The sequence below is a fragment of the Kitasatospora sp. NPDC057940 genome (genome assembly GCF_042887425.1).
Classification (GTDB): domain Bacteria; phylum Actinomycetota; class Actinomycetes; order Streptomycetales; family Streptomycetaceae; genus Kitasatospora.
Window position 1 is genome coordinate 254,197 of sequence record NZ_JBHVPH010000008.1, and the last position, 17,657, is coordinate 271,853.

The 17,657-nt window shown below is 74.0% G+C and carries 16 protein-coding genes; 8 read left to right on the forward strand and 8 right to left on the reverse strand.

Translation table 11 applies throughout. The annotated features are described in order from the left end of the window. Window positions 1-68: 68 nt before the first annotated feature. From ACFVTF_RS16160 to ACFVTF_RS16170, 3 genes are read right to left on the reverse strand one after another with little or no spacing between them, the layout of a single operon-like run. Window positions 69-815 (reverse strand): hypothetical protein, encoded by a 747-nt coding sequence (locus ACFVTF_RS16160; protein ID WP_387814040.1) that lies wholly within the window; start codon window positions 813-815, stop codon window positions 69-71. Window positions 816-838: 23 nt separating this feature from the next. Next, entirely contained in the window at window positions 839-1,594 is a 756-nt protein-coding gene (locus ACFVTF_RS16165; protein ID WP_387814042.1) for a hypothetical protein, read from the reverse strand. Next, a complete protein-coding gene (locus ACFVTF_RS16170; RefSeq protein WP_387814044.1) occupies window positions 1,591-2,529 on the reverse strand; it encodes an ABC transporter ATP-binding protein in 939 nt (312 codons plus the stop codon). Before ACFVTF_RS16170 ends, ACFVTF_RS16165 begins: the two co-directional genes overlap by 4 nt. Window positions 2,530-2,708: 179 nt before the next feature. Between ACFVTF_RS16170 and ACFVTF_RS16175 the strand changes: the two genes are divergently transcribed. Both ACFVTF_RS16175 and ACFVTF_RS16180 read left to right on the forward strand, forming a co-directional pair. Further along, complete coding sequence (locus tag ACFVTF_RS16175; protein WP_387814046.1) at window positions 2,709-3,911, forward strand: sensor histidine kinase; 1,203 nt, start codon at window positions 2,709-2,711, stop codon at window positions 3,909-3,911. 44 nt (window positions 3,912-3,955) lie between these two features. After that, complete coding sequence (locus tag ACFVTF_RS16180; RefSeq protein WP_387814124.1) at window positions 3,956-4,615, forward strand: response regulator; 660 nt, start codon at window positions 3,956-3,958, stop codon at window positions 4,613-4,615. Between the two features lie 134 nt (window positions 4,616-4,749). Here the strand turns inward: ACFVTF_RS16180 and ACFVTF_RS16185 are convergent, their stop codons facing one another. The 3 genes from ACFVTF_RS16185 to modA form a co-directional block, all read right to left on the reverse strand. Next, a complete protein-coding gene (locus tag ACFVTF_RS16185) occupies window positions 4,750-5,853 on the reverse strand; it encodes an ABC transporter ATP-binding protein (protein ID WP_387814048.1) in 1,104 nt (367 codons plus the stop codon). Between the two features lie 64 nt (window positions 5,854-5,917). Then, window positions 5,918-6,739 (reverse strand): ABC transporter permease, encoded by an 822-nt coding sequence (locus tag ACFVTF_RS16190; protein WP_387814126.1) that lies wholly within the window; start codon window positions 6,737-6,739, stop codon window positions 5,918-5,920. Between the two features lie 92 nt (window positions 6,740-6,831). Then, complete coding sequence (gene modA, locus ACFVTF_RS16195) at window positions 6,832-7,692, reverse strand: molybdate ABC transporter substrate-binding protein (protein ID WP_387814050.1); 861 nt, start codon at window positions 7,690-7,692, stop codon at window positions 6,832-6,834. A 372-nt stretch (window positions 7,693-8,064) separates the two neighbouring features. On the opposite strand from modA, the gene ACFVTF_RS16200 reads away from it, so the two are divergent. Beyond that, on the forward strand, window positions 8,065-9,132 hold the full coding sequence (locus ACFVTF_RS16200) for an RNA ligase (ATP) (RefSeq protein WP_387814052.1): 1,068 nt from the start codon (window positions 8,065-8,067) through the stop codon (window positions 9,130-9,132). A 108-nt stretch (window positions 9,133-9,240) separates the two neighbouring features. Continuing rightward, window positions 9,241-10,629 carry a cytochrome P450 gene (locus ACFVTF_RS16205; RefSeq protein WP_387814054.1) on the forward strand — a complete coding sequence of 463 codons (1,389 nt, stop codon included), beginning with the start codon at window positions 9,241-9,243 and terminating at the stop codon, window positions 10,627-10,629. Between the two features lie 61 nt (window positions 10,630-10,690). On the opposite strand, the gene ACFVTF_RS16210 is transcribed toward ACFVTF_RS16205, so the two are convergent. Next, window positions 10,691-11,101: a hypothetical protein gene (locus ACFVTF_RS16210; RefSeq protein ID WP_387814056.1), complete on the reverse strand. Its 411-nt coding sequence runs from the start codon at window positions 11,099-11,101 to the stop codon at window positions 10,691-10,693. A gap of 170 nt (window positions 11,102-11,271) precedes the next feature. Here ACFVTF_RS16210 and ACFVTF_RS16215 point away from each other — a divergent pair, with 170 nt between their 5' ends. Together ACFVTF_RS16215 and ACFVTF_RS16220 are read left to right on the forward strand one after the other, a co-directional pair. Next, the gene (locus ACFVTF_RS16215) at window positions 11,272-12,120 is read left to right on the forward strand and encodes an RNA polymerase sigma factor (protein WP_387814058.1); all 849 of its coding nucleotides are present in this window, start codon (window positions 11,272-11,274) and stop codon (window positions 12,118-12,120) included. Between the two features lie 45 nt (window positions 12,121-12,165). Next, window positions 12,166-13,131, forward strand: coding sequence for a hypothetical protein (locus tag ACFVTF_RS16220; protein ID WP_371520512.1), 966 nt, complete (start codon window positions 12,166-12,168; stop codon window positions 13,129-13,131). Between the two features lie 197 nt (window positions 13,132-13,328). Here ACFVTF_RS16220 and ACFVTF_RS16225 read toward each other — a convergent pair whose 3' ends face one another. Next, a complete protein-coding gene (locus ACFVTF_RS16225; protein WP_371520515.1) occupies window positions 13,329-14,732 on the reverse strand; it encodes a cation:dicarboxylate symporter family transporter in 1,404 nt (467 codons plus the stop codon). A gap of 241 nt (window positions 14,733-14,973) precedes the next feature. On the opposite strand from ACFVTF_RS16225, the gene ACFVTF_RS16230 reads away from it, so the two are divergent. Next, on the forward strand, window positions 14,974-16,812 hold the full coding sequence (locus ACFVTF_RS16230; protein ID WP_387814060.1) for an ATP-binding protein: 1,839 nt from the start codon (window positions 14,974-14,976) through the stop codon (window positions 16,810-16,812). Then, on the forward strand, window positions 16,809-17,549 hold the full coding sequence (locus ACFVTF_RS16235) for a response regulator (protein WP_387814062.1): 741 nt from the start codon (window positions 16,809-16,811) through the stop codon (window positions 17,547-17,549). The genes ACFVTF_RS16230 and ACFVTF_RS16235 overlap by 4 nt, the downstream gene beginning before the upstream one ends. Window positions 17,550-17,657: the final 108 nt, after the last annotated feature.

Consider the following 17,657-nt stretch of genomic DNA (forward strand, 5'->3'; position numbering starts at 1 on the left):
CGCTGTTACCTGTCATCTGTTTGTTGTCATCGGCTGCCGGCCCGCCGACCGCCAGCCGCCGCCGGGCGCTACTCCCCGGAGGCCTGGTGCCGCCGGATCGCCCGCAGTCCGCCGTAGGCGGCCGTGGCCGTCCAGAGGGCCATGATCAGCAGTCCGGTCCAGTGGCCGTAGTGGATGCCGTCCTCGGTCCGGGTGTGCATCGCGTACAGGCCGGCCCGGTCGGGCAGGAACTGGCCGACCTCGCGGACGCCGGGGATGGCCGCCAGCCAGGTGGTGCCGAGGAACACCATCGGGCCGAGCAGGCCGAGCGCGGCGCTGAAGTTGCCCAGCATCGTGGTCAGTCCGAGGCAGAGCAGTACCAGCAGCGGGTGGTAGAGCACGCCGGCCACGAAGCTGCGGGCCAGGCCGGGCGTTGACCAGTCCAGTCCGACGGTGGCGTCGACGGCCAGGAACGAGCCCGCCGTCGACGCCAGTCCGAGCAGCAGGCCCAGTCCGGCGCCGAGCGTGAGCTTGGCGCCGTACAGCCGTCCGCGCCGGGGGACGGCGACGAACGAGGTGCTGATCATGCGGGTGTTGAACTCCTGCCCGATCAGCAGGATCCCGAGGCAGGCCACGGCCACGTGCCCGAAGAGCAGCCCGTAGTAGATCCCGCTGGCCGGGTCCGTGCCGGGGGCCACGGTCTTGGGGTCGGAGGCGGCGCTGACGGCCGCGGTGACCCCGACGGTCAGGACCAGGGCGACCAGCGGGGCCGCCCACTGGGAGGGCAGGGTGGTGAACTTGATCCGTTCGGCGCGCAGGGCGTGGGCCGCGCTCATGGTCGTCTTCCCTTCGTTCGTGGTCACTTGGCGCGCCGCAGGGCGAGCAGGCCGCCGTAGGCCGCGGCGCCGGCCCACAGGGCCATGATCAGCAGTCCGGTCCAGTGCCCGTACGAGACCTGCGGGTCGTCGGCGTAGTGCAGTGCGTACTGGCCGGCCCGGTCGGGCAGGAACTGGGCCACCTGCCGCACCCCGGCCACGCCGCCGAGCAGCGGCGAGAGCAGGAAGACGACCGGTACCAGCAGTGCCATGGCGGCGGTGAGGTTGCCGAGCAGCGCGGTCGCGCCGAGGCAGAACACCACCAGCAGCACCGGGTAGAGCACGCCGGCGGTGGCGCTGCGGGCGAAGGCGGGGCCGTCCCAGCGGCCGGGGACGGTGGCCGCGTACCCGGCGAAGGCGCCCGCGGTGCCCGCCGCGCCGACGCCGAGGCCGACCAGCGCGCCGAGCGCCAGCTTGGCGCCGTACAGCCGTCCGCGCCGGGGGACGGCGGTGAGCGAGACGTCGATCATGCGGGTGTTGAACTCCTGGCCGATCAGCAGGGCCGCGAAGCAGACCAGCGCGGCCTGGCCGAAGTTGAGCCCGTAGAAGACGCCCACGCCGGGATCGTCGGTGAGGTTGTGCTCCGAGCCGCCGAGGGCCGCGCCGATCGCCGTGGTGGTGCCCGCGGTGAGCGCGATGGCGAGCAACGGGGTGATCCAGAGCGAGCGCAGCGTGGTGAGCTTGATCCGTTCGGCGTCGAAGGCGCACAGGTGGTAGCGGAGGGTCGAGCCGGGGCTCATGCGGTGGCCTCGGCGCGGTACTCGACGCTGTCGGCGGTCATCCGCATGAACGCCTCCTCCAGCGAGTCCTGTTGGACCGCGATCTCGTACAGGACCACGCCGTGTGCGGCGGCGAGCGCGGCGATCTGCTCGGGTTCGGCGCCGGTCACCTCCCAGGCGCCGTCGTCGACCTTGGTCGCGGTGAGGTTGCCGGCGGCGTCCGACTGCCGGAGCAGGTCGCCGCCGAACAGGGCGGCGAGCTTGGCCGAGTTGACGGCCCGGACGCGGATCCTGGTCCGGCCGTGCTGGTCGATGAACTCGGCGGTGGCGGCGTCCGCGAGCAGCCGGCCACGGCCGATGACCACCAAGTGGTCGGCGGTGAGCGCCATTTCGGTCATCAGGTGGGAAGACACCAGCACCGACCTGCCCTCGGCGGCCAGGTCGCGCAACAGGGTGCGGATCCAGCGGATGCCCTCCGGGTCGAGACCGTTGACCGGTTCGTCCAGCAGCAGCACCGGCGGGTCGCCGAGCAGCGCGGCGGCCACCCCGAGCCGCTGGCGCATGCCGAGGGAGAAGCCGCGGATCCGCCGTCCGGCGGCGTCCGTCAGGCCGACCTGGGCGAGCACCTCGCCCACCCGGCGCGGCGCCAGGCCGTTGCTCGCCGCGAGCCAGCGCAGGTGGCCGGCGGCGGTGCGGCCGCCGTGCAGGGCGTGGGCGTCCAGCAGGGCGCCCACCTGCCGTAGCGGCTGGGCGAGTTCGGTGTACCGGCGGCCGCCGACCAGGGCGCTTCCGGCGGTCGGGCGGTCCAGGCCGAGGATCAGGCGCATGGTGGTGCTCTTGCCGGCGCCGTTCGGGCCGAGGAAGCCCGTCACCAGTCCGGGCCGGACCTCGAAGGACAGGTCGTCGACGACGCGCCGACCGTCGTACTCCTTGGTGAGGCCCTGGATCTCGATCACGGCCGCGCTCCCCTCTCGGTGCTCCGGTGCCGGGTCGTCCGGCCGGTGGTCACATTCGACCGGAGCGGGCCGTGCCGGCGGATCCCGCCGGGGTCGGGAGCCGTCTCCCTCCCGGGAGGGAGACGGCGGCAGGCCGGCGGGGGAGCCCGGGCCGACCGCTGAGCTGGCAGGATGGTGGAATGCCCAGGATCCTCGCGCCGCTGCTGGCCGGCGCCACGTACGCGCGCCTGCTGCACCTGCTGGTCGGGTGGATCTTCGCGGGCGTCGTCCTGATGGTCTACCCGGGGACGTACCACAAGAGCCTGGGCGAGATCGTGGTCGCGGGCGCCGCGGTGGACACCGCCCTGCTCGCCCTGGTCGCCCTCGTCCCCGCGACGCGGCGCGCCGAGGGGGTGCAGGCGCGGCTGCTGCTGCTGCCCGACCGCGAGGAGGACATCGCCGCCGAGTCCTCCCGCACCTGGGCGGACCGGCGGCGCACCGCCGGCTGGCTGATCGGGCGGGTCGCGCTCGGCTCGGTGGTCGGGTTCGCGACGGCCTTCGGCCTCACCAGCGGCTACGACCTGCTGACCGGACCGGACTCGTTCTGGTACCTCCCGCTCGCCCCGCTGCTGGTGCTCGGCTACGGCTGGCTGGTGGTGTCCGCCGGACGCCTCCAACTCGCCATGGCCGTAAGGTTGCTGGGTCCTTCCCCGGCGGAGCGGCTGGCGGAGGCGGAGCTGCGCGCCGAACGGCTGTTGGAGCGCAACAGGTTGGCCCGCGAGCTGCACGATTCCATCGGCCACGCACTGACGGTGACGGTCCTTCAGGCGGGTGCCGCGCGGGAGGTCGGGGACCAGGTGTTCACCGCCAAGGCACTCGAAGTCATCGAGGAGACCGGCCGCCGGGCCATGGAGGACCTCGAACGCACCCTCGTCCTGCTCCGCGAGACGCCGGAGGGCGCGGCCGGCAACGGAACGGCCACCGAACAGCCCGGTGTCGACCAGCTGCCCGCACTGTTCGACACCGCCCGGTCGGCCGGGAGCCCGGTCGAGGCGCGGATCGAGGTGTCGGCGGGCGCGCTGCCCGGGGTGCTCTCCCGCGAGTCCTACCGGATCGTCCAGGAGGGCGTCACCAACGCGCTCAAGTACGCGCCCGGCGAGCCGGTCAGCGTCCGGATCGCCGTCCAGGACGGGCAGTTGGAGCTGCGCTGCGCCAACCGCTCGGCCGTGGGCGGTGCTTCGGCGGGTCTCCCGGGCGGCGCGGCGGGCAAGGGCGGCAAGGGGCTGCGCGGCATCCGGGAGCGTGCCACGCTGCTCGGCGGGGAGGCCACCGCCGGGGTCTCGGGCGACGGGGGCGGGGAGTGGGTGCTCGCCGTCCGGCTGCCCCTACGCTTGGGCTCGTGACGAACGACCTTGTGGGCGACGGACCGGCGAGGGGCTCCGCCGGGATGATCGACATCCTGCTCGCCGACGACGAGGAGCTGGTCCGGGCCGGGATGCGGGCCGTCCTGGAGGCGCAGGGGGACCTGCGGGTGGTCGGCGAGGCCGCCGACGGCGCCGACGCGGTGGCGCTGGCCCGCACGCTGCGCCCGCACGTCGTCCTGATGGACGTCCGGATGCCGGTGCTCGACGGCCTGGCGGCGACCCGCGAGCTCCTGCGCCCCGGCGCGCCGGGGGAGCAGCCACCGAAGATCCTGGTCGTCACCACCTTCGAGAACGACGACTACGTCTACCAGGCGCTGCGCGCGGGCGCCGACGGCTTCCTGCTGAAGCGCTCCCGGGCGGCCGAGATCGCGCACGCGGTACGGCTGGTGGCGGCGGGCGAGTCGCTGCTGTTCCCGGCCACGATCCGCCGCCTCGCGGCCGGCCACGGCAATCCCGCCGCCCGCGCGACCATGGAGCGGGCGGCGCTGACCGAGCGCGAGGCGGAGGTGCTGCGGCTGGTCGCGCGCGGCCTCAGCAACGGGGAGATCGCCGAGCTGCTGTTCCTCGGCGTGCAGACGGTGAAGACCCACGTCAGCAGTGTGCTGGCGAAGCTCGGGGCGCGGGACCGCACCCAGGCGGTGATCGCCGCGTACGAGTCGGGCTTCGTCGAGCCGTCGGAGTAGCGCACGGCGTACCGACGGTGGCTCGGCGGGGACGCGGGCGGCGCGGCCCGGTCCGGCCCGGTCCGGCCCGGTCCGGCCCGGTCCGGCCCGGCGTGGTCCGGCGCGGGCCGGCGCGGGCCGGCGCGGTGTCGGGGTCAGGCCGGGTACGCGTGGGTCTGGGTGGCCTTGACGGAGGCCCAGACCTCGGATCCGGGCGCCAGCCCCAGCTCGGCGACGGCGGCCGGGGTGAGGTCGGCCGCCATCGGGAGTTCGCCCGCGAGGTCGGCGCGCACCTGGTCGCCGTGCAGGTCCAGACCGGTGACCTCGGCCTTCCACACGTTGCGCGCGCTGGACTGGGGTCGTTCGCGGTGCAGGGTCACGGCGGACGGCGGGAAGGCGACGAAGGCCGGGCCGGACAGCTCCTCGGTGGTGGCCAGGACCGTGCCGGCCGTGAGCGTGACCTGGTGGCCCTCGGCCACGCCCTGGTACAGGTTCAGCCCGACCAGACGCGCGATGTAGTCGGTGCGCGGCCGCCGGGCGACCTCGGCCGGGCTGCCGGACTGCACCTCGTGCCCGCCCTCGATCACCACCAGCCGGTCGGCGAGCACCATCGCGTCCAGCGGGTCGTGCGTCACCAGCACCGCCACGGCCTCGAACTCGGCCAGATGGCGACGCAGTTGGGAGCGCACGTCGAGCCGGGTGCGGGCGTCCAGGGCGGCCAGTGGCTCGTCCAGCAGCAGCAGCCGGGGGCGGACGGCCAGCGCCCGGGCCAGCGCCACCCGCTGGGCCTGGCCGCCGGAGAGACTGCCGGGCCGTACGGAGGCGTGGTCGGCCAGGCCCATCCGCTCCAGCCAACCGGCCGCCTCGGCCCGGGCGGCACGCTTGGGGCGGCCCTGGCAGCGCGGGCCGAAGGCGACGTTGTCGAGCGCGCTGAGGTGCGGGAAGAGCAGGTAGTCCTGGAACACCACGCCGACGGGACGATCCTCGGCGGGGGTGTGCACGCGCTGCCCGGGCTCCTCCAACAGGCGCCCGTCCAGGCGCAGGTGGCCGCCGGTGAGCGGGAGCAGCCCGGCGAGGGCGCGCAGGGCGGTGGACTTGCCGGCGCCGTTCGGGCCGAGCAGCGCGATCACCTCGCCGGGTGCGGCGGTGAGGGCGAGATCGAGGGTGAACGCGGCGCGCTCCACCCGCAGCCGGGCGTCGAGGGCGGGTGCAGGTGCAGGTGCAGGTGTAGCTGTGGGGTCGGTGGGGGAAGTGCTCATCGGGGCGGCGTCCAGGGGGTCGGGGCAGCGGAGGCCGGGCTCCGGCCCGGGGCCGGCAGGGCCGTCACGGGGTCGACATCCAGCGGTCGCGCAGGCCGACCAGGACCGCGACGGAGACCACCAGCAGGACCAGCGACAGCGCGATCGCCGCCTCGGGGTCCGATTCCATGGCGAGGTAGACGGCCAGTGGCATGGTCTGGGTGCGGCCCGGGAAGTTGCCCGCGAAGGTGATCGTGGCGCCGAACTCGCCGAGCGCCCGGGCCCAGGCGAGGACCGCCCCGGCGGCGATCCCTGGGGCGATCAGCGGCAGGGTCACCCGGCGGAACGCCGTCAGCCGGGAGGCGCCCAGGGTCGCGGCCGCCTCCTCATAGCGGGGGTCGGCGGCGCGCAGTGCGCCCTCCACGCTGATCACCAGGAACGGCATCGCCACGAACGCCTCGGCGATGACCACCCCGGTCGTGGTGAACGGCAGCGTGATGCCGAAGGCCGAGTCCAGCCAGGAACCGACGATGCCGCGCCGTCCGAGGACCAGCAGCAGCGCCACGCCGCCGACCACCGGCGGCAGCACCAGCGGCAGGGTGACCAGGGCCCGGATCACCCGTCGGCCCGGCAGCTCGGTGCGGGCGAGCAGCCAGGCCAGCGGGACGCCGAGGACCAGCGAGACCGCCGTGGCCGCCGTCGCGCAGATCAGCGACAGACGCAGGGCGTCCCAGACGGCGGCGCTGGTGAGCTGCTCGGACAGGCCGCTCCAGGGCGCCCGGACGAGCAGGCCGACCAGCGGCAGGATCAGGAACGCCAGCCCGAGCAGCGCCGGGAGCAGCAGCGTGACCGGGACGCGGTGGGTGCGCCGGCGCCGGCGTGGCAGGGCTTTCACCGCTGCTGCCACGCCGGGCCGCCCGGTGTCGGTGGCACGCTCGGTGGTGCGCCCGGTGCCGGTGATGTGCCCGGTGCCGGTGGTGCGCTTGGTGGTGCGGTCGCTCACGGCGCCTGGAAGCCCGCCGCGGTGAGCACCTGCTTGGCCTCGGGCGACTGGATGTACGCGACGAAGGCGGCGGCGCCGTCCTTGTTCGGGGCCTTGGCCAGGGCGGCGATCGGGTAGTCGTTCACGGCCTTGTCGGCCTCGGGGAAGTCCACGCTGTCGATCTTCCCAGCATCCGCCTTCACGTCGGTCCTGTACACGAGCGAGGCGTCGACCTCGCCGAGCTCGACCTTGGTCAGCGCGCCCTTGACGTCCTGCTCCAGGGTGACCGGGGTGAGGTTGACGTTCGCGGCCTTGAGCGCGGTCAGGGCGGCGGCGCCGCACGGCACCTCCTTTGCGCACAGCGCGACCTTCACACCGGAGGCGGTGAGGTCGTTCAGGCCCGCGACGTGCTTGGGGTTGCCCTTGGGCACGGCGATGGTGAGCGTGTTCTTGACGAAGGTCTTCGGGTCGCCGCTCGCGCCGCCCGCGTCGGTCACGGTCTTCATGGTGGCCGGACTGGCGGCGGCGAACACGTCCGCCGGGGCGCCCGAGTTGATGCTGGTGGCGAGGCTGGAGCTGCCGCCGAAGTTGAACTTGACCTTGGCGCCCGGGTTCGCGGCCTCGAACTTCTTGCCGAGGTCGGTGAACGTCTCCTTGAGCGAGGCGGCGGCGAAGACGGTGATGTCGCCGGTGGCCTTCGGGACGCTGCCGCCACCGGCCGCCGCCGAGGCCGAGGAGCCCGCCGTCGAAGCGGCCGAGGAGCTGCCGGACTTGCCACCGCCACCGCCGTCGCTGCCGCAGGCGGTGGCCCCGAGGCTGAGGACGAGGGCCGCCGCGGCGGCGACGGCGAGTCTGCGGGTGGTCGTACGGGTGCTCATCGGGGCTTCCCCTCCAGGGCGCGCGCCGGAAGGGGCGCGGAGTGAGGCCGCAGGTGCGGCCATTACGGTGATCATAGTGCCGCAAATGCGAGTGATAAGTCCTCTGTCGCTTCGCACAGGCGGGGTGTGGCGGCGGTCTCCGCCCGGCTGTGCGAAGGCTCAAACGTGCACGGACGGCGCCGGGGCGGGAGTGCTGCCGAGGGCGGCGTGATGACCGGAGTGAGCGGCGGCGTGCGCGTGGTGCCGGGGAAATTACGTCGCGCAGGGGGCGGCCGGGCGGACAGAGTGGGGGCGATTCGTACGGCAGTCCGTACAGCCGTCCGTACACACCACCCGGGCCGAACGGCCCAGAAGAGGAGGAGGGGTCCGTCCATGTCCACGTTGCGCGTCACCGCCGAGAAGCTGGTCGTCCTGGAGCACCCGAACGCCGACGCCCTGGAGCTCGCGCAGGTCGGCCTCTACCGGGCGGTGGTCGCCAAGGGCAGGTACCGGACCGGTGACTACGCCGTCTACATCCCCGAACAGTCGGTCCTCCCGGTGGAGTTGATCGAGGAGCTGGGCCTGACGGGCAAGCTGGCCGGCAGCAAGTCCGACCGGGTGAGGGCCGTCCGGCTGCGCGGCGAGCTGTCCCAGGGCATCGTCTGCCTGCCGGCCGCGCTCGCCGGCACCGACCTGGCGGACGCCGCCGGGCGCGGCGAGGACTTCGCCGAGCTGCTCGGAGTCGTCAAGTGGCAGCCCCCGGTGCCGACCTCCATGAGCGGCGACGTGCTGAGCGCGCCCGACCTGCTGCCCTGGGTGGACATCGAGAACCTCAAGCGCTACCCCGACGTCTTCGAGCCCGGCGAGCCCGTGGTGCTGACCGAGAAGCTGCACGGCAGCTGCTGCCTGATGACGTACACCGCCGCCACCGGCGAGGTCCGGGTGTCGTCCAAGGGCATCGGGGCGCAGGGGCTCTCACTGGTCGAGGACGAGCGCAACCTGTACTGGCGGGCCGTGCGCGCGTACGACCTCCCCGCCGTGGCGGCCCGACTGGCCGAGCGGCTGGGCGCCGAGCGGGTCGGCGTCTTCGGCGAGGTCTTCGGCGCCGGTGTGCAGGACCTGACGTACGGGGCCTCCGGCCGTGCCGAACTGCCCGGCTACGCCGTGTTCGACGTGTCGGCCGTGGTGGACGGGCAGCTGAGGTGGTACTCCGCCGCCGAACTGCTCGACGGCGAACTGCCGCTGGTGCCCGAACTGTGGCGCGGGTCGTTCGACCCGGAGACCGTGCTGGCCTTCGCCCAGGGCAAGGAGACCGTCTCCGGGCGTGGACTCCACCTGCGCGAAGGCGTGGTGGTCCGGCCGGTGACGGAGCGCTGGAGCCTGGCGGTCGGCGGACGGGCGATCGCCAAGGTGGTCGGTGACGCCTACCTGACGCGCAAGGGCGGCACCGAGTACGAGTGATCCCCGCCCCGTCGCGCCCTCTCGCGCCCTCCCGTGCGCTTTCACGCCTTCCGGTGCTGATGGCTCGTCAGTTAGCTTGATGGGTCGCCTGTGGAGAATGGAGTGCCGATGACCAGCGCCACCGCCCTCATCCCCGGGCCGGCCGGAAGCCCCCTGGTCGGGTCGCTGTTCGACCTCACCCGCCGCCCGCTGCGCACCTACCTCGCCGCCCACCGCGACCACGGGGACGTGGTCCGGTTCCGGGTCGGGCCGCCCGGGCTGCGGGTCGCGTTCTACGGGGTGTTCTCCCCGGAGGGCGTCCAGCAGGTGCTGGGGAGCGAGGCCGCCAACTTCCGCAAGGAGAACGCGTTCTACGACGAGTTGCGGAGCAGTGTCGGCAACGGCCTGCTGACCAGCCAGGACGGCGACTACCAGCGCCAGCGCCGGCTGGTCCAGCCGCTGTTCACCCGCCGCCGGGTGGACGGCTACGCGGGCGCCGTCGCCCGGGAGGCGCGGGCGCTCACCGAGCGGTGGAGCGCGCTCCCGGTCGGGGTCGTGGACGCGGCGGAGGAGATGTCCCGGTTCGCGCTGCGAGCCGTCGCCCGGATCCTGTTCGGCGCGGACGTCGAGGAGGCGGTGGCGGTGGTGGACCGCAGCTTCCCGGTGCTCGGCGAGTACGTCTGGGACCGGGGCTTCGCGGCGGTCCGCATCCCGCGCACCTGGCCCACCCCCTCGAACCGGCGCGGCGCCGAGGCCCGGCGCGCCCTGTACGCGGTCTGCGACCGGATCATCGCCGAGCGGGCCGCGCGCGGCGACCTGGACGAGGACGCGGACGACCTGCTCACACTGCTCGGACGAGCCCGCGGCGAGGACGGGGAGCAGCTCGACCCGGCCGAACTCCGGGACCAGGTGCTGGTGTTCCTGCTCGCCGGGCACGAGACCACGGCCACCTCGCTGGCCTTCGCGCTGCACCTGCTCGCCAGGCACCCCGAGCAGCGCAAGCTCGCCCAGCAGGAGGCGGAGACCGTGCTGGCCGGCCGGGAGCCGACCGCGGCGGACCTGGAGTCGCTGCCGTACATCACCCGGGTGTTGAAGGAGGCGATGCGGCTCTACCCGGCGGCGGCCCTGGTCGGGCGGCGGGCGGTCGCCGAGACGGTCATCGACGGGTACGTGATCCCGGCGGGGGCCCAGGTCGTCGTCTCGCCGCTGGTCACCCACCGGCACCCGGCGCACTGGCCGGACCCGGAACGCTTCGACCCCGACCGCTTCCTGCCCGAGCAGGAGAAGGACCGGCACCGCTACGCCTGGTACCCGTTCGGCGGCGGTCCGCGGGCGTGCATCGGGCAGCACTTCGCGATGCTGGAATCGGTGCTGAGCCTGGGCGTGCTGCTGCGGGACTTCGAGATGGAGGCGGTGGACGAGCGGGTGGCGCTCGCCCAGGGCATCACGCTCCGCGCGGCGAGCCCGATGCGGATCCGGGTGACGGCGCGGGGTGCCACGGGGCCCACCGGGGGGTGAGGGCGCGGGGCGGGGGCGCCGCCCCGGCGGGACGGCGCCCCCGATCGGCTCTGCCGGTGTCTCAGCCCCGGCTCTGGAACACGATCTTGGTCCAGCTGGAGCCCGGGCAGTTGCCCCAGACGTCCCAGGCCTGGGATCGGGCGCCGATCCACAGGCCGGTGGTGCTCGTGCCGTTGGCACAGTAGGTGATGGTGCGCAACTGGCCGGAGTAGACGTTGCAGTAGCCCTCCCAGCGCCACCCGTAGTCGGCGGTGATGACGCAGTGGTAGGAGGCGGCGGCCACCTCGGGCGAGGCCCCGATGGCGTCGGCGCTGATGGTCTGGTCGGCGGCGGCAACGGCAGGCGCGGTAACGGCGGGCGTGGCAACGGTGGGCGCGGCGGCGGCGGGCAGGGTGGTGGTCCCGAGCACGCCGAGGGTGGCCGCGGCGGCCGCCCCGAACGTGGCGATCTTCCTGGCGATGTGACCTCGCATGGCGGTTTCTCCTCGCTCAACGGTACGGATCGGGCGGTGCGTCCCCGGCCGTCCGGATCCACGGGGTGGGTGAATTCCGGTTTCCCGTCCGGCCGATGACGTATTGCGCACGAATGACTGCGGACAGTGAGACGACGGCCTATGATGTGAACTGTGTCACAACCTCTTCGATGGGTCGTGACCTGCCCAACTGGGCTTTCGGAGTGCCGATTTCCGGGGAGAGCGGCATGGCGGAATGCGGCGGTAGGTGTGTCGGCGGACGCGGGAGCGGCGGCGGGAAGGACTTCGGTCCGAGGCCTGTCGATCGTCAACCGGACGATTTCAACCAGGTGTTCACGGAAATGCTGCCGAGGCTCCACCGGGCGGCCGCGTCGCTCACCGGCGGGCTCGCCGCCGGGGACGTGGTGCATGACGCGTATCTGCGGATCGCCCGCAGGCCGGAGCGGTTCCTGAGCCATCCGCAGCCCTACGCCTACGTGTTCACCACGATGGCGAACATCCTGCGCGACCAGTGGCGCCGGGAGCGCCGGAGGGTCGTGCTGCCCGATCCGTGTGAGACGGCCGAGCGGGAGCGGGACCGGCCGCCGGTCGAGTCGCCGTCGGGCGGGATGGCCGAGCTGCAGGCGCGCTGGGAGGTGCTCCGACTGCTGGGCTGCCTGACGGCGAAGCAGGCCCGCGTGGTGGTGCTGGTGGACCTCGACGGCTACACCGTCGACGAGGCCGCCGAACTGCTGGGCCTGCATCGCAGCACGCTGGCCGTCACCCGTCGCCGCGCCCACGGGAGGCTGCGCGCGGTCCTCGCGCGGGAGCGGGAACACGAACGGGAGGGCGAGCGGGACCATGAACGGGAGGGCGAGCGGGACCATGAACGGGAGGGCGAGCGGGACCATCGGCCGGGGCCCGCCCTCGAAGCGGCGCCCGGCGCGGGGTCCGATGCGGGCGCGGCTTCCGGGCCCGCTGCGGGGTCCGGCGCAGGCCCGGGGGCGGCGCCCGAAGCGGCACCCGACGCACCGAGCTGACGCTAAGTCAGCTGATGCACCGCCCCGGCCCGTACGCTGAAAATCGTGATCACGTACGAGGACCACCGCCTCCGCGCCCTGGCCGACGACGGCCGCTGGCCCGAACTGCTGACCGCCTACCGGCAGGGTCGGGCGGCAGCCGTGGAGCGCGCCGGGGAGGAGCCCGCGGCGGCGCTGACCGCGCCGCTCGGCCACCTGATCGCCTACTCGGCGCCGCCGGAGCTGGCCGTCCGGCTGTTCGACCGGGACGGCGGCCCGGGGACGGTCGCCGGGGTCGCCGACCATGACGCCGGTCCGCTCTGGGAGGTGCTGGCGACCCGGCATTCCTGGCTGCGGCTGGCCCCGCTGCTCGTCCCGGCCCCGGTGCGCCGACTGGTCGCGCAGACCCGGGTGCTGCTCGGCGAGGACCTCTCGTACGGGGCCGAACCCGACCCGGAGGGGGTGCCGCTGCTGCTGGCGCCGTGGGAGACGGCCGGCTGGGACGAGGGGGCGCGGGTGCGCCAGTACCTGCCCTGCGGGGGCGCGCGCAGTGCGCTGTTGACCCTGCCGGCCAGCCGGGAGGGCCTGGGTGAGGTGACGCTGCCCGCGTCGGGCGTGCGGCTGGGCGGGCAGCGGGCGACCCGGGCGCTGGCCGCGCTGGCGGACTGGGCGGAGGTGGTCTGCGTCCGGGGCCCGGCGCCGCAGGCGGCCGCCCAACTGGCCCGTAGTTCCCGGGTCACCGGCGGGTACCTGCCGTTCGCGCTGGTCTACCCGGCGCTGGTGCAGGCCGCCGTCGTGGACCGCGGGCGGGGCTCGGCGCATGGGCGGCTGGCGCTCTGGCGGGCGCTGGTCGCGATGGCCGGCGCGAAGGGTACGGACGGTTCGGGCCGGGCGGAGGTCGATGCGCTGGTGGCCCGGATGCGCTGCTTCATCTGGCACGAGCCGGCCGCCGGGCTGCGCCATCTGCACGTCGCGCTGGAGGATCCGGCCTGTGGCCTGGCCTGGGCGGTGAGCGGCTCCGAGGACCTGTGAGGACCTGTGAGGACCTGGGGGGACCTTGGGGGGCCTGGGGGCCCGCGCGAATCCGTCAGGACCTACGGGGACCTGTGAGGCCCCGCGAGAACCGGTGAGGACCTGTGGCGAAGGCCCGTCGGACATGCGGAACCCCCGGTCCGGCGCCGTTTCCGGGGGAGGTGGTGGCGCCGAACCGGGGGCGTATGGGGGGCCGCTCAGGCGGCCGCGGCCGTGCCGCTCCGGGTGGGGACGGCTTCCGGAGCCGCCGGGACGGCCTCGGGGGCCGTGACCGGCCCGCCGTGGGCGTCGACCAGGGTCCGCTCGTCGAACGGGTCCTCGCCGGCCAGCACCCGCTGGGCGCGGTCCGCGTCCAGTTCGCCGGTCCAGTGCCCGATCAGGACGGTGGCGACGGCGTTGCCCGCGAAGTTGGTGAGCGCACGGGCCTCGGACATGAAGCGGTCGATGCCGACGATCAGGCCGACCCCGTCCACCAGCGCGGGCTTGTGGGACTGCAGTCCGCCGGCCAGGGTGGCCAGCCCGGCGCCGGTGACCCCGGCCGCGCCCTTGCTCGCGATCACCATGAACACCAGCAGCGAGAGCTGCTCGCCGATCGACATCGGCTTGTCCATCGCCTCGGAGATGAAGATCGACGACATGGTGAGGTAGATCGCGGTGCCGTCGAGGTTGAAGCTGTAGCCGGTCGGCACGGTGATGCCGACGACCGGGCGGCTCACGCCGAGGTGCTCCATCTTGGCGATCAGACGGGGCAGCGCGCTCTCGGAGGAGGAGGTGGAGAGGATCAGCAGGAACTCGCGGCCCAGGTAGCGCAGCAGCGCGAACACGTTGACCCCGGCGACCAGTCGCAGCAGCGCGCCGAGGACGACGACGACGAACAGCACGCAGGTCGCGTAGAAGCCGATCATGATGACCGCGAGGCTCTTCAGCGCGGCCGTGCCGGTCGCCCCGACGACGGCGGCCATCGCCCCGAAGGCGCCGATCGGCGCGACCCACATGATCATCGACATGACCCGGAAGACCAGCCGCTGCACGTGCTCGATGCCGCGCAGCACCGGGGCGCCGGCCGGGCCCATCGCCTGGAGGGCGAAGCCGGCGAGCAGCGCGACCAGCAGGGTCTGCAGCACCTTGCCCTCGGTGAGGGCCGAGAACGTGGTGGTGGGGATCATCCCGAGCAGGAAGTCGGTCGTCGACTGGGCACCGCCGGCGACGGCCTGGGCATGGCCGGACTTCGCGAGCGCGGCGGTCAGGTGCAGGCCGCCGCCGGGCTCCAGCAGGTTGCCGACGGCCAGGCCGATGGCCAGCGCGACGGTCGACATGACGAGGAAGTAGCCGAGGGCCAGGCCGCCGACCTTGCCGACCTTGGCGGCCTTGGTCACCGAGCCGATGCCCAGCACGATGGTGCAGAAGATCACCGGGCTGATCATCATCTTGATCAGGTTGACGAAGCCGGTGCCGACCGGCTTCAACTCCACGGCGAAGCCGGGGGCGGCCAGCCCGACCACGATGCCCGCGATCACGGCGGCGATGACGGCGAGGTAGAGGTAGTGGGTCCGGTCCTTGCGTCTGGATCCCCCCGCCGGTGCGGCTCCAACGATCGACATCTGCGGCTCCTTCGCCGTGCAGTCCTGGCGGCCCCGGGTGGTGGGCCGCTCTGACTATCGGGCCTGGGCGTGACGGAGGTCACGTTTGCGTTCATAGAGTTCACGACCGGGTGCCGCTGGGCCTTGGGGTGCGACGGGGCCGGGGGGCGTTCGTCGGCAGGTCGTCGACAGGTTGTCGGCAGGCCGCCGACCTGTCGCGGGCCTCTGGGGGACCCCGGGAGCGTGGTGCACACTGGCAGGCATGTCCGTGCGCACCGCCCCCACGCCCTCGCGCCGACGGCTCCCGGCACCCCGCGGGCTGGTCCGCAGCCTGGCCGGGCAGCTCTTCGTCGTCCAGGTGGTCATCGTCGCCGCCGTGGTGGCGGGCGGCGCGGTGCTCGCGTACCTCTTCACCGCCGACCGGGCCGAGGACGCGGCCCGCCGCCAGGTCACCACTGTCGCCCACGCCGTCGCCGACTCGCCCTCGGTGCGGGCCGCCGTCACCACGCCGGACCCGACCGCGGTGCTCCAGCCGTACGTCGAGCAGGTGCGGGTGGACACCGGCGTCTCCTTCATCACCGTCATGGACACCGAGGGCGTGCGCTGGACCCACCCGCTGCCCGAGCAGATCGGCAAGCGCTTCCTCGGACACATCGACTGGGCGCTCGCGGGGGAGACCCGCAGCGAGACCTACACCGGCACGCTCGGGCCGTCCGTACGGGTGGTGACGCCGGTGCTGGACGACCGGCACCAGGTGATCGCCCTGGTCAGCGCGGGCCTCACGGTGGAATCCATCTCCGCGCAGTTGAGCGGCCCGCTGCTCGCCCTGGTCGGGGTGGCGGTGGCCGCGCTCGGGGTCGGCGGCGTGGGCACCTACCTCGCCAACTCCCGGCTGCGGCGGCACACCCACGGCATGGGACCGGCCGAACTCAGCCACCTCTACGAGTACCACCAGGCGACCCTGCGCTCGGTGCGCGAGGGGCTGGTCCTGCTGGACCGCGCGCACCGGGTGGTGCTCTGCAATGACGCGGCCCGTGAACTGCTCGGACTGGGCGGCGACTTGGAGGGCCGCCTGATCGTGGAGCTGGGGCTGCCGCGGGCTCTGGTCGCGGCCGTGCTCGGCGACGAGCCGGTGCGGGACGAGGTGCACCTGACCGCGGAGCGGGTGGTGGTGCTCAACACCTCCACCATCGGCACCGGCCTCGGCCGGGTCGTCACCCTGCGCGACCACACCGAACTCCAGGCGCTCAGCGGAGAGTTGGACTCGGTTCGAGGCTTCACCGAAGCCCTCGGGGCGCAGGCGCACGAGGCGGCCAACCGGCTGCACGCCGTCGTCTCGCTGATCGAACTCGGCCGCCACGAACAGGCGGTGGAGTTCGCCACCGCCGAGCTCGCGCTCGCCCAGCAGCTCACCGACCGGGTGGTCGCGGCGGTCGGCGAACCGGTGCTGGCCGCGCTGCTGCTCGGCAAGGCGGCCCAAGCGGCCGAACGGGGAGTGGAGTTGACCCTCACCGACGACAGTCGGATCGACGACGGACTGCTGCCGCCCGGGCTCTCCGCGCGGGACCTGATCACCGTCCTCGGCAACCTGATCGACAACGCCGTGGACGCCGCCATCGCCGGATCCGCGCAGAGCGCGGTGCCGCCGGAGGTCACCGTCACCGTGCGGATCGACGGCGGTGGTGCGGGTGGCGTGGGTGGCGGTGACGTGGCTCCGGGTGGCGGCGACGTGGCTCCGGGTGGCGGGGACTGCCTGCTGCTGCGCGTCGCCGACACCGGGGCGGGGATCGACCCGGCCGTCGTCGAGGACGTGTTCCGGCGCGGCTGGAGCACCAAGCAGGACGTGCGCGGGCACGGTCTCGGGCTGGCGTTGGTGGCCCAGGCCGCCCGGCGCAACGGCGGCACCGTCGAGGTCGGGCGCGACCGGGGTGCGGTGCTCACCGTCCGGCTGCCGCTCGCCGGGGTGTCGGCGCGATCCGGTGAGCGACAGCCGGGGCAACTCGGGAGCCCGGGGCAAGCCGGGGGTCCGGGGCAAGCCGGGGGTCCGGAGCAACTTGGCCGGCCGGGCCGGCCGGGCCGACGGGAAGGGGTGTCGCGATGACCGAGGTGACCGCCGGGCCGGGGATCTCCGTGCTGGTCGTCGAGGACGACCCCGTGGCCGCCGCCGCGCACACTCTCTACGTCGAGCGCGAACCCGGCTTCCACGCCGCCGGGACGGTGCACAGCTGCGCCGACGCGCTGCGTTTCCTGGACCGCGCCCGCGCTGCCGGCAGGCCCGTCGACCTGACCCTGCTCGACCTCTACCTGCCGGACGGCCACGGCCTCCAACTCTGCCGCTCGCTGCGCGCCGCCGGCCACACCACCGACGTCATCGCGGTGACCTCGGCCCGCGACCTGGCGATGGTGCGGCAGGCCGTGTCGGCGGGCGTGGTCCAGTACCTGCTGAAACCGTTCAGCGCCGCCGCCCTGCACGACCGCCTGGAGCGCTACGCCCGCTACCGCGACAGCCTCGGGCGCACCGGCGAGGCGACCGGGCAGGACGAGGTCGACCAGGCGTTCGCCCTGCTCCGCACGCCCGAGCGCAGCAGCCTCCCCAAGGGGTTGAGCGCGCCCACCCTGGACGCCGTCGCCGCCGTACTGCGCGAGACGGCGACGGGCCTGTCCGCCGCCGCCGCGGGCGCCGCCGCCGGGGTCTCCCGGATCACCGCGCGCCGCTACCTCGAACACCTCGTCGACACCGGGCGGGCGGTGCGGGAGCCGCAGTACGGGAGCGTGGGGCGGCCGGAGCTCTGCTACCGGTGGAAGGGCGGTGGGGCGGCTCCGGGTCGGCGGGGGTGAGGGCCGTGACCTTTTCGCCGGTGGCTCGTTGGCAGGACCGGGGGCGGTTCACTCACTCGGGTGGTTCTGGGGGCCCCTGGGGTATCCCGCCAGGTCAGGGGCAGTAAA

Excerpts from the sequence above, each read along its gene's own strand:
- ACFVTF_RS16160 (WP_387814040.1), bottom strand. The coding sequence starts at position 815 with ATGAGCGCGGCCCACGCCCTGCGCGCCGAACGGATCAAGTTCACCACC.
- ACFVTF_RS16165 (WP_387814042.1), bottom strand. The coding sequence starts at position 1,594 with ATGAGCCCCGGCTCGACCCTCCGCTACCACCTGTGCGCCTTCGACGCC.
- ACFVTF_RS16175 (WP_387814046.1), top strand. The coding sequence starts at position 2,709 with ATGCCCAGGATCCTCGCGCCGCTGCTGGCCGGCGCCACGTACGCGCGC.
- ACFVTF_RS16180 (WP_387814124.1), top strand. The coding sequence starts at position 3,956 with ATGATCGACATCCTGCTCGCCGACGACGAGGAGCTGGTCCGGGCCGGG.
- ACFVTF_RS16185 (WP_387814048.1), bottom strand. The coding sequence starts at position 5,853 with ATGAGCACTTCCCCCACCGACCCCACAGCTACACCTGCACCTGCACCT.
- modA (WP_387814050.1), bottom strand. The coding sequence starts at position 7,692 with ATGAGCACCCGTACGACCACCCGCAGACTCGCCGTCGCCGCCGCGGCG.
- ACFVTF_RS16200 (WP_387814052.1), top strand. The coding sequence starts at position 8,065 with ATGTCCACGTTGCGCGTCACCGCCGAGAAGCTGGTCGTCCTGGAGCAC.
- ACFVTF_RS16205 (WP_387814054.1), top strand. The coding sequence starts at position 9,241 with ATGACCAGCGCCACCGCCCTCATCCCCGGGCCGGCCGGAAGCCCCCTG.
- ACFVTF_RS16210 (WP_387814056.1), bottom strand. The coding sequence starts at position 11,101 with ATGCGAGGTCACATCGCCAGGAAGATCGCCACGTTCGGGGCGGCCGCC.
- ACFVTF_RS16215 (WP_387814058.1), top strand. The coding sequence starts at position 11,272 with ATGGGTCGTGACCTGCCCAACTGGGCTTTCGGAGTGCCGATTTCCGGG.
- ACFVTF_RS16225 (WP_371520515.1), bottom strand. The coding sequence starts at position 14,732 with ATGTCGATCGTTGGAGCCGCACCGGCGGGGGGATCCAGACGCAAGGAC.
- ACFVTF_RS16230 (WP_387814060.1), top strand. The coding sequence starts at position 14,974 with ATGTCCGTGCGCACCGCCCCCACGCCCTCGCGCCGACGGCTCCCGGCA.
- ACFVTF_RS16235 (WP_387814062.1), top strand. The coding sequence starts at position 16,809 with ATGACCGAGGTGACCGCCGGGCCGGGGATCTCCGTGCTGGTCGTCGAG.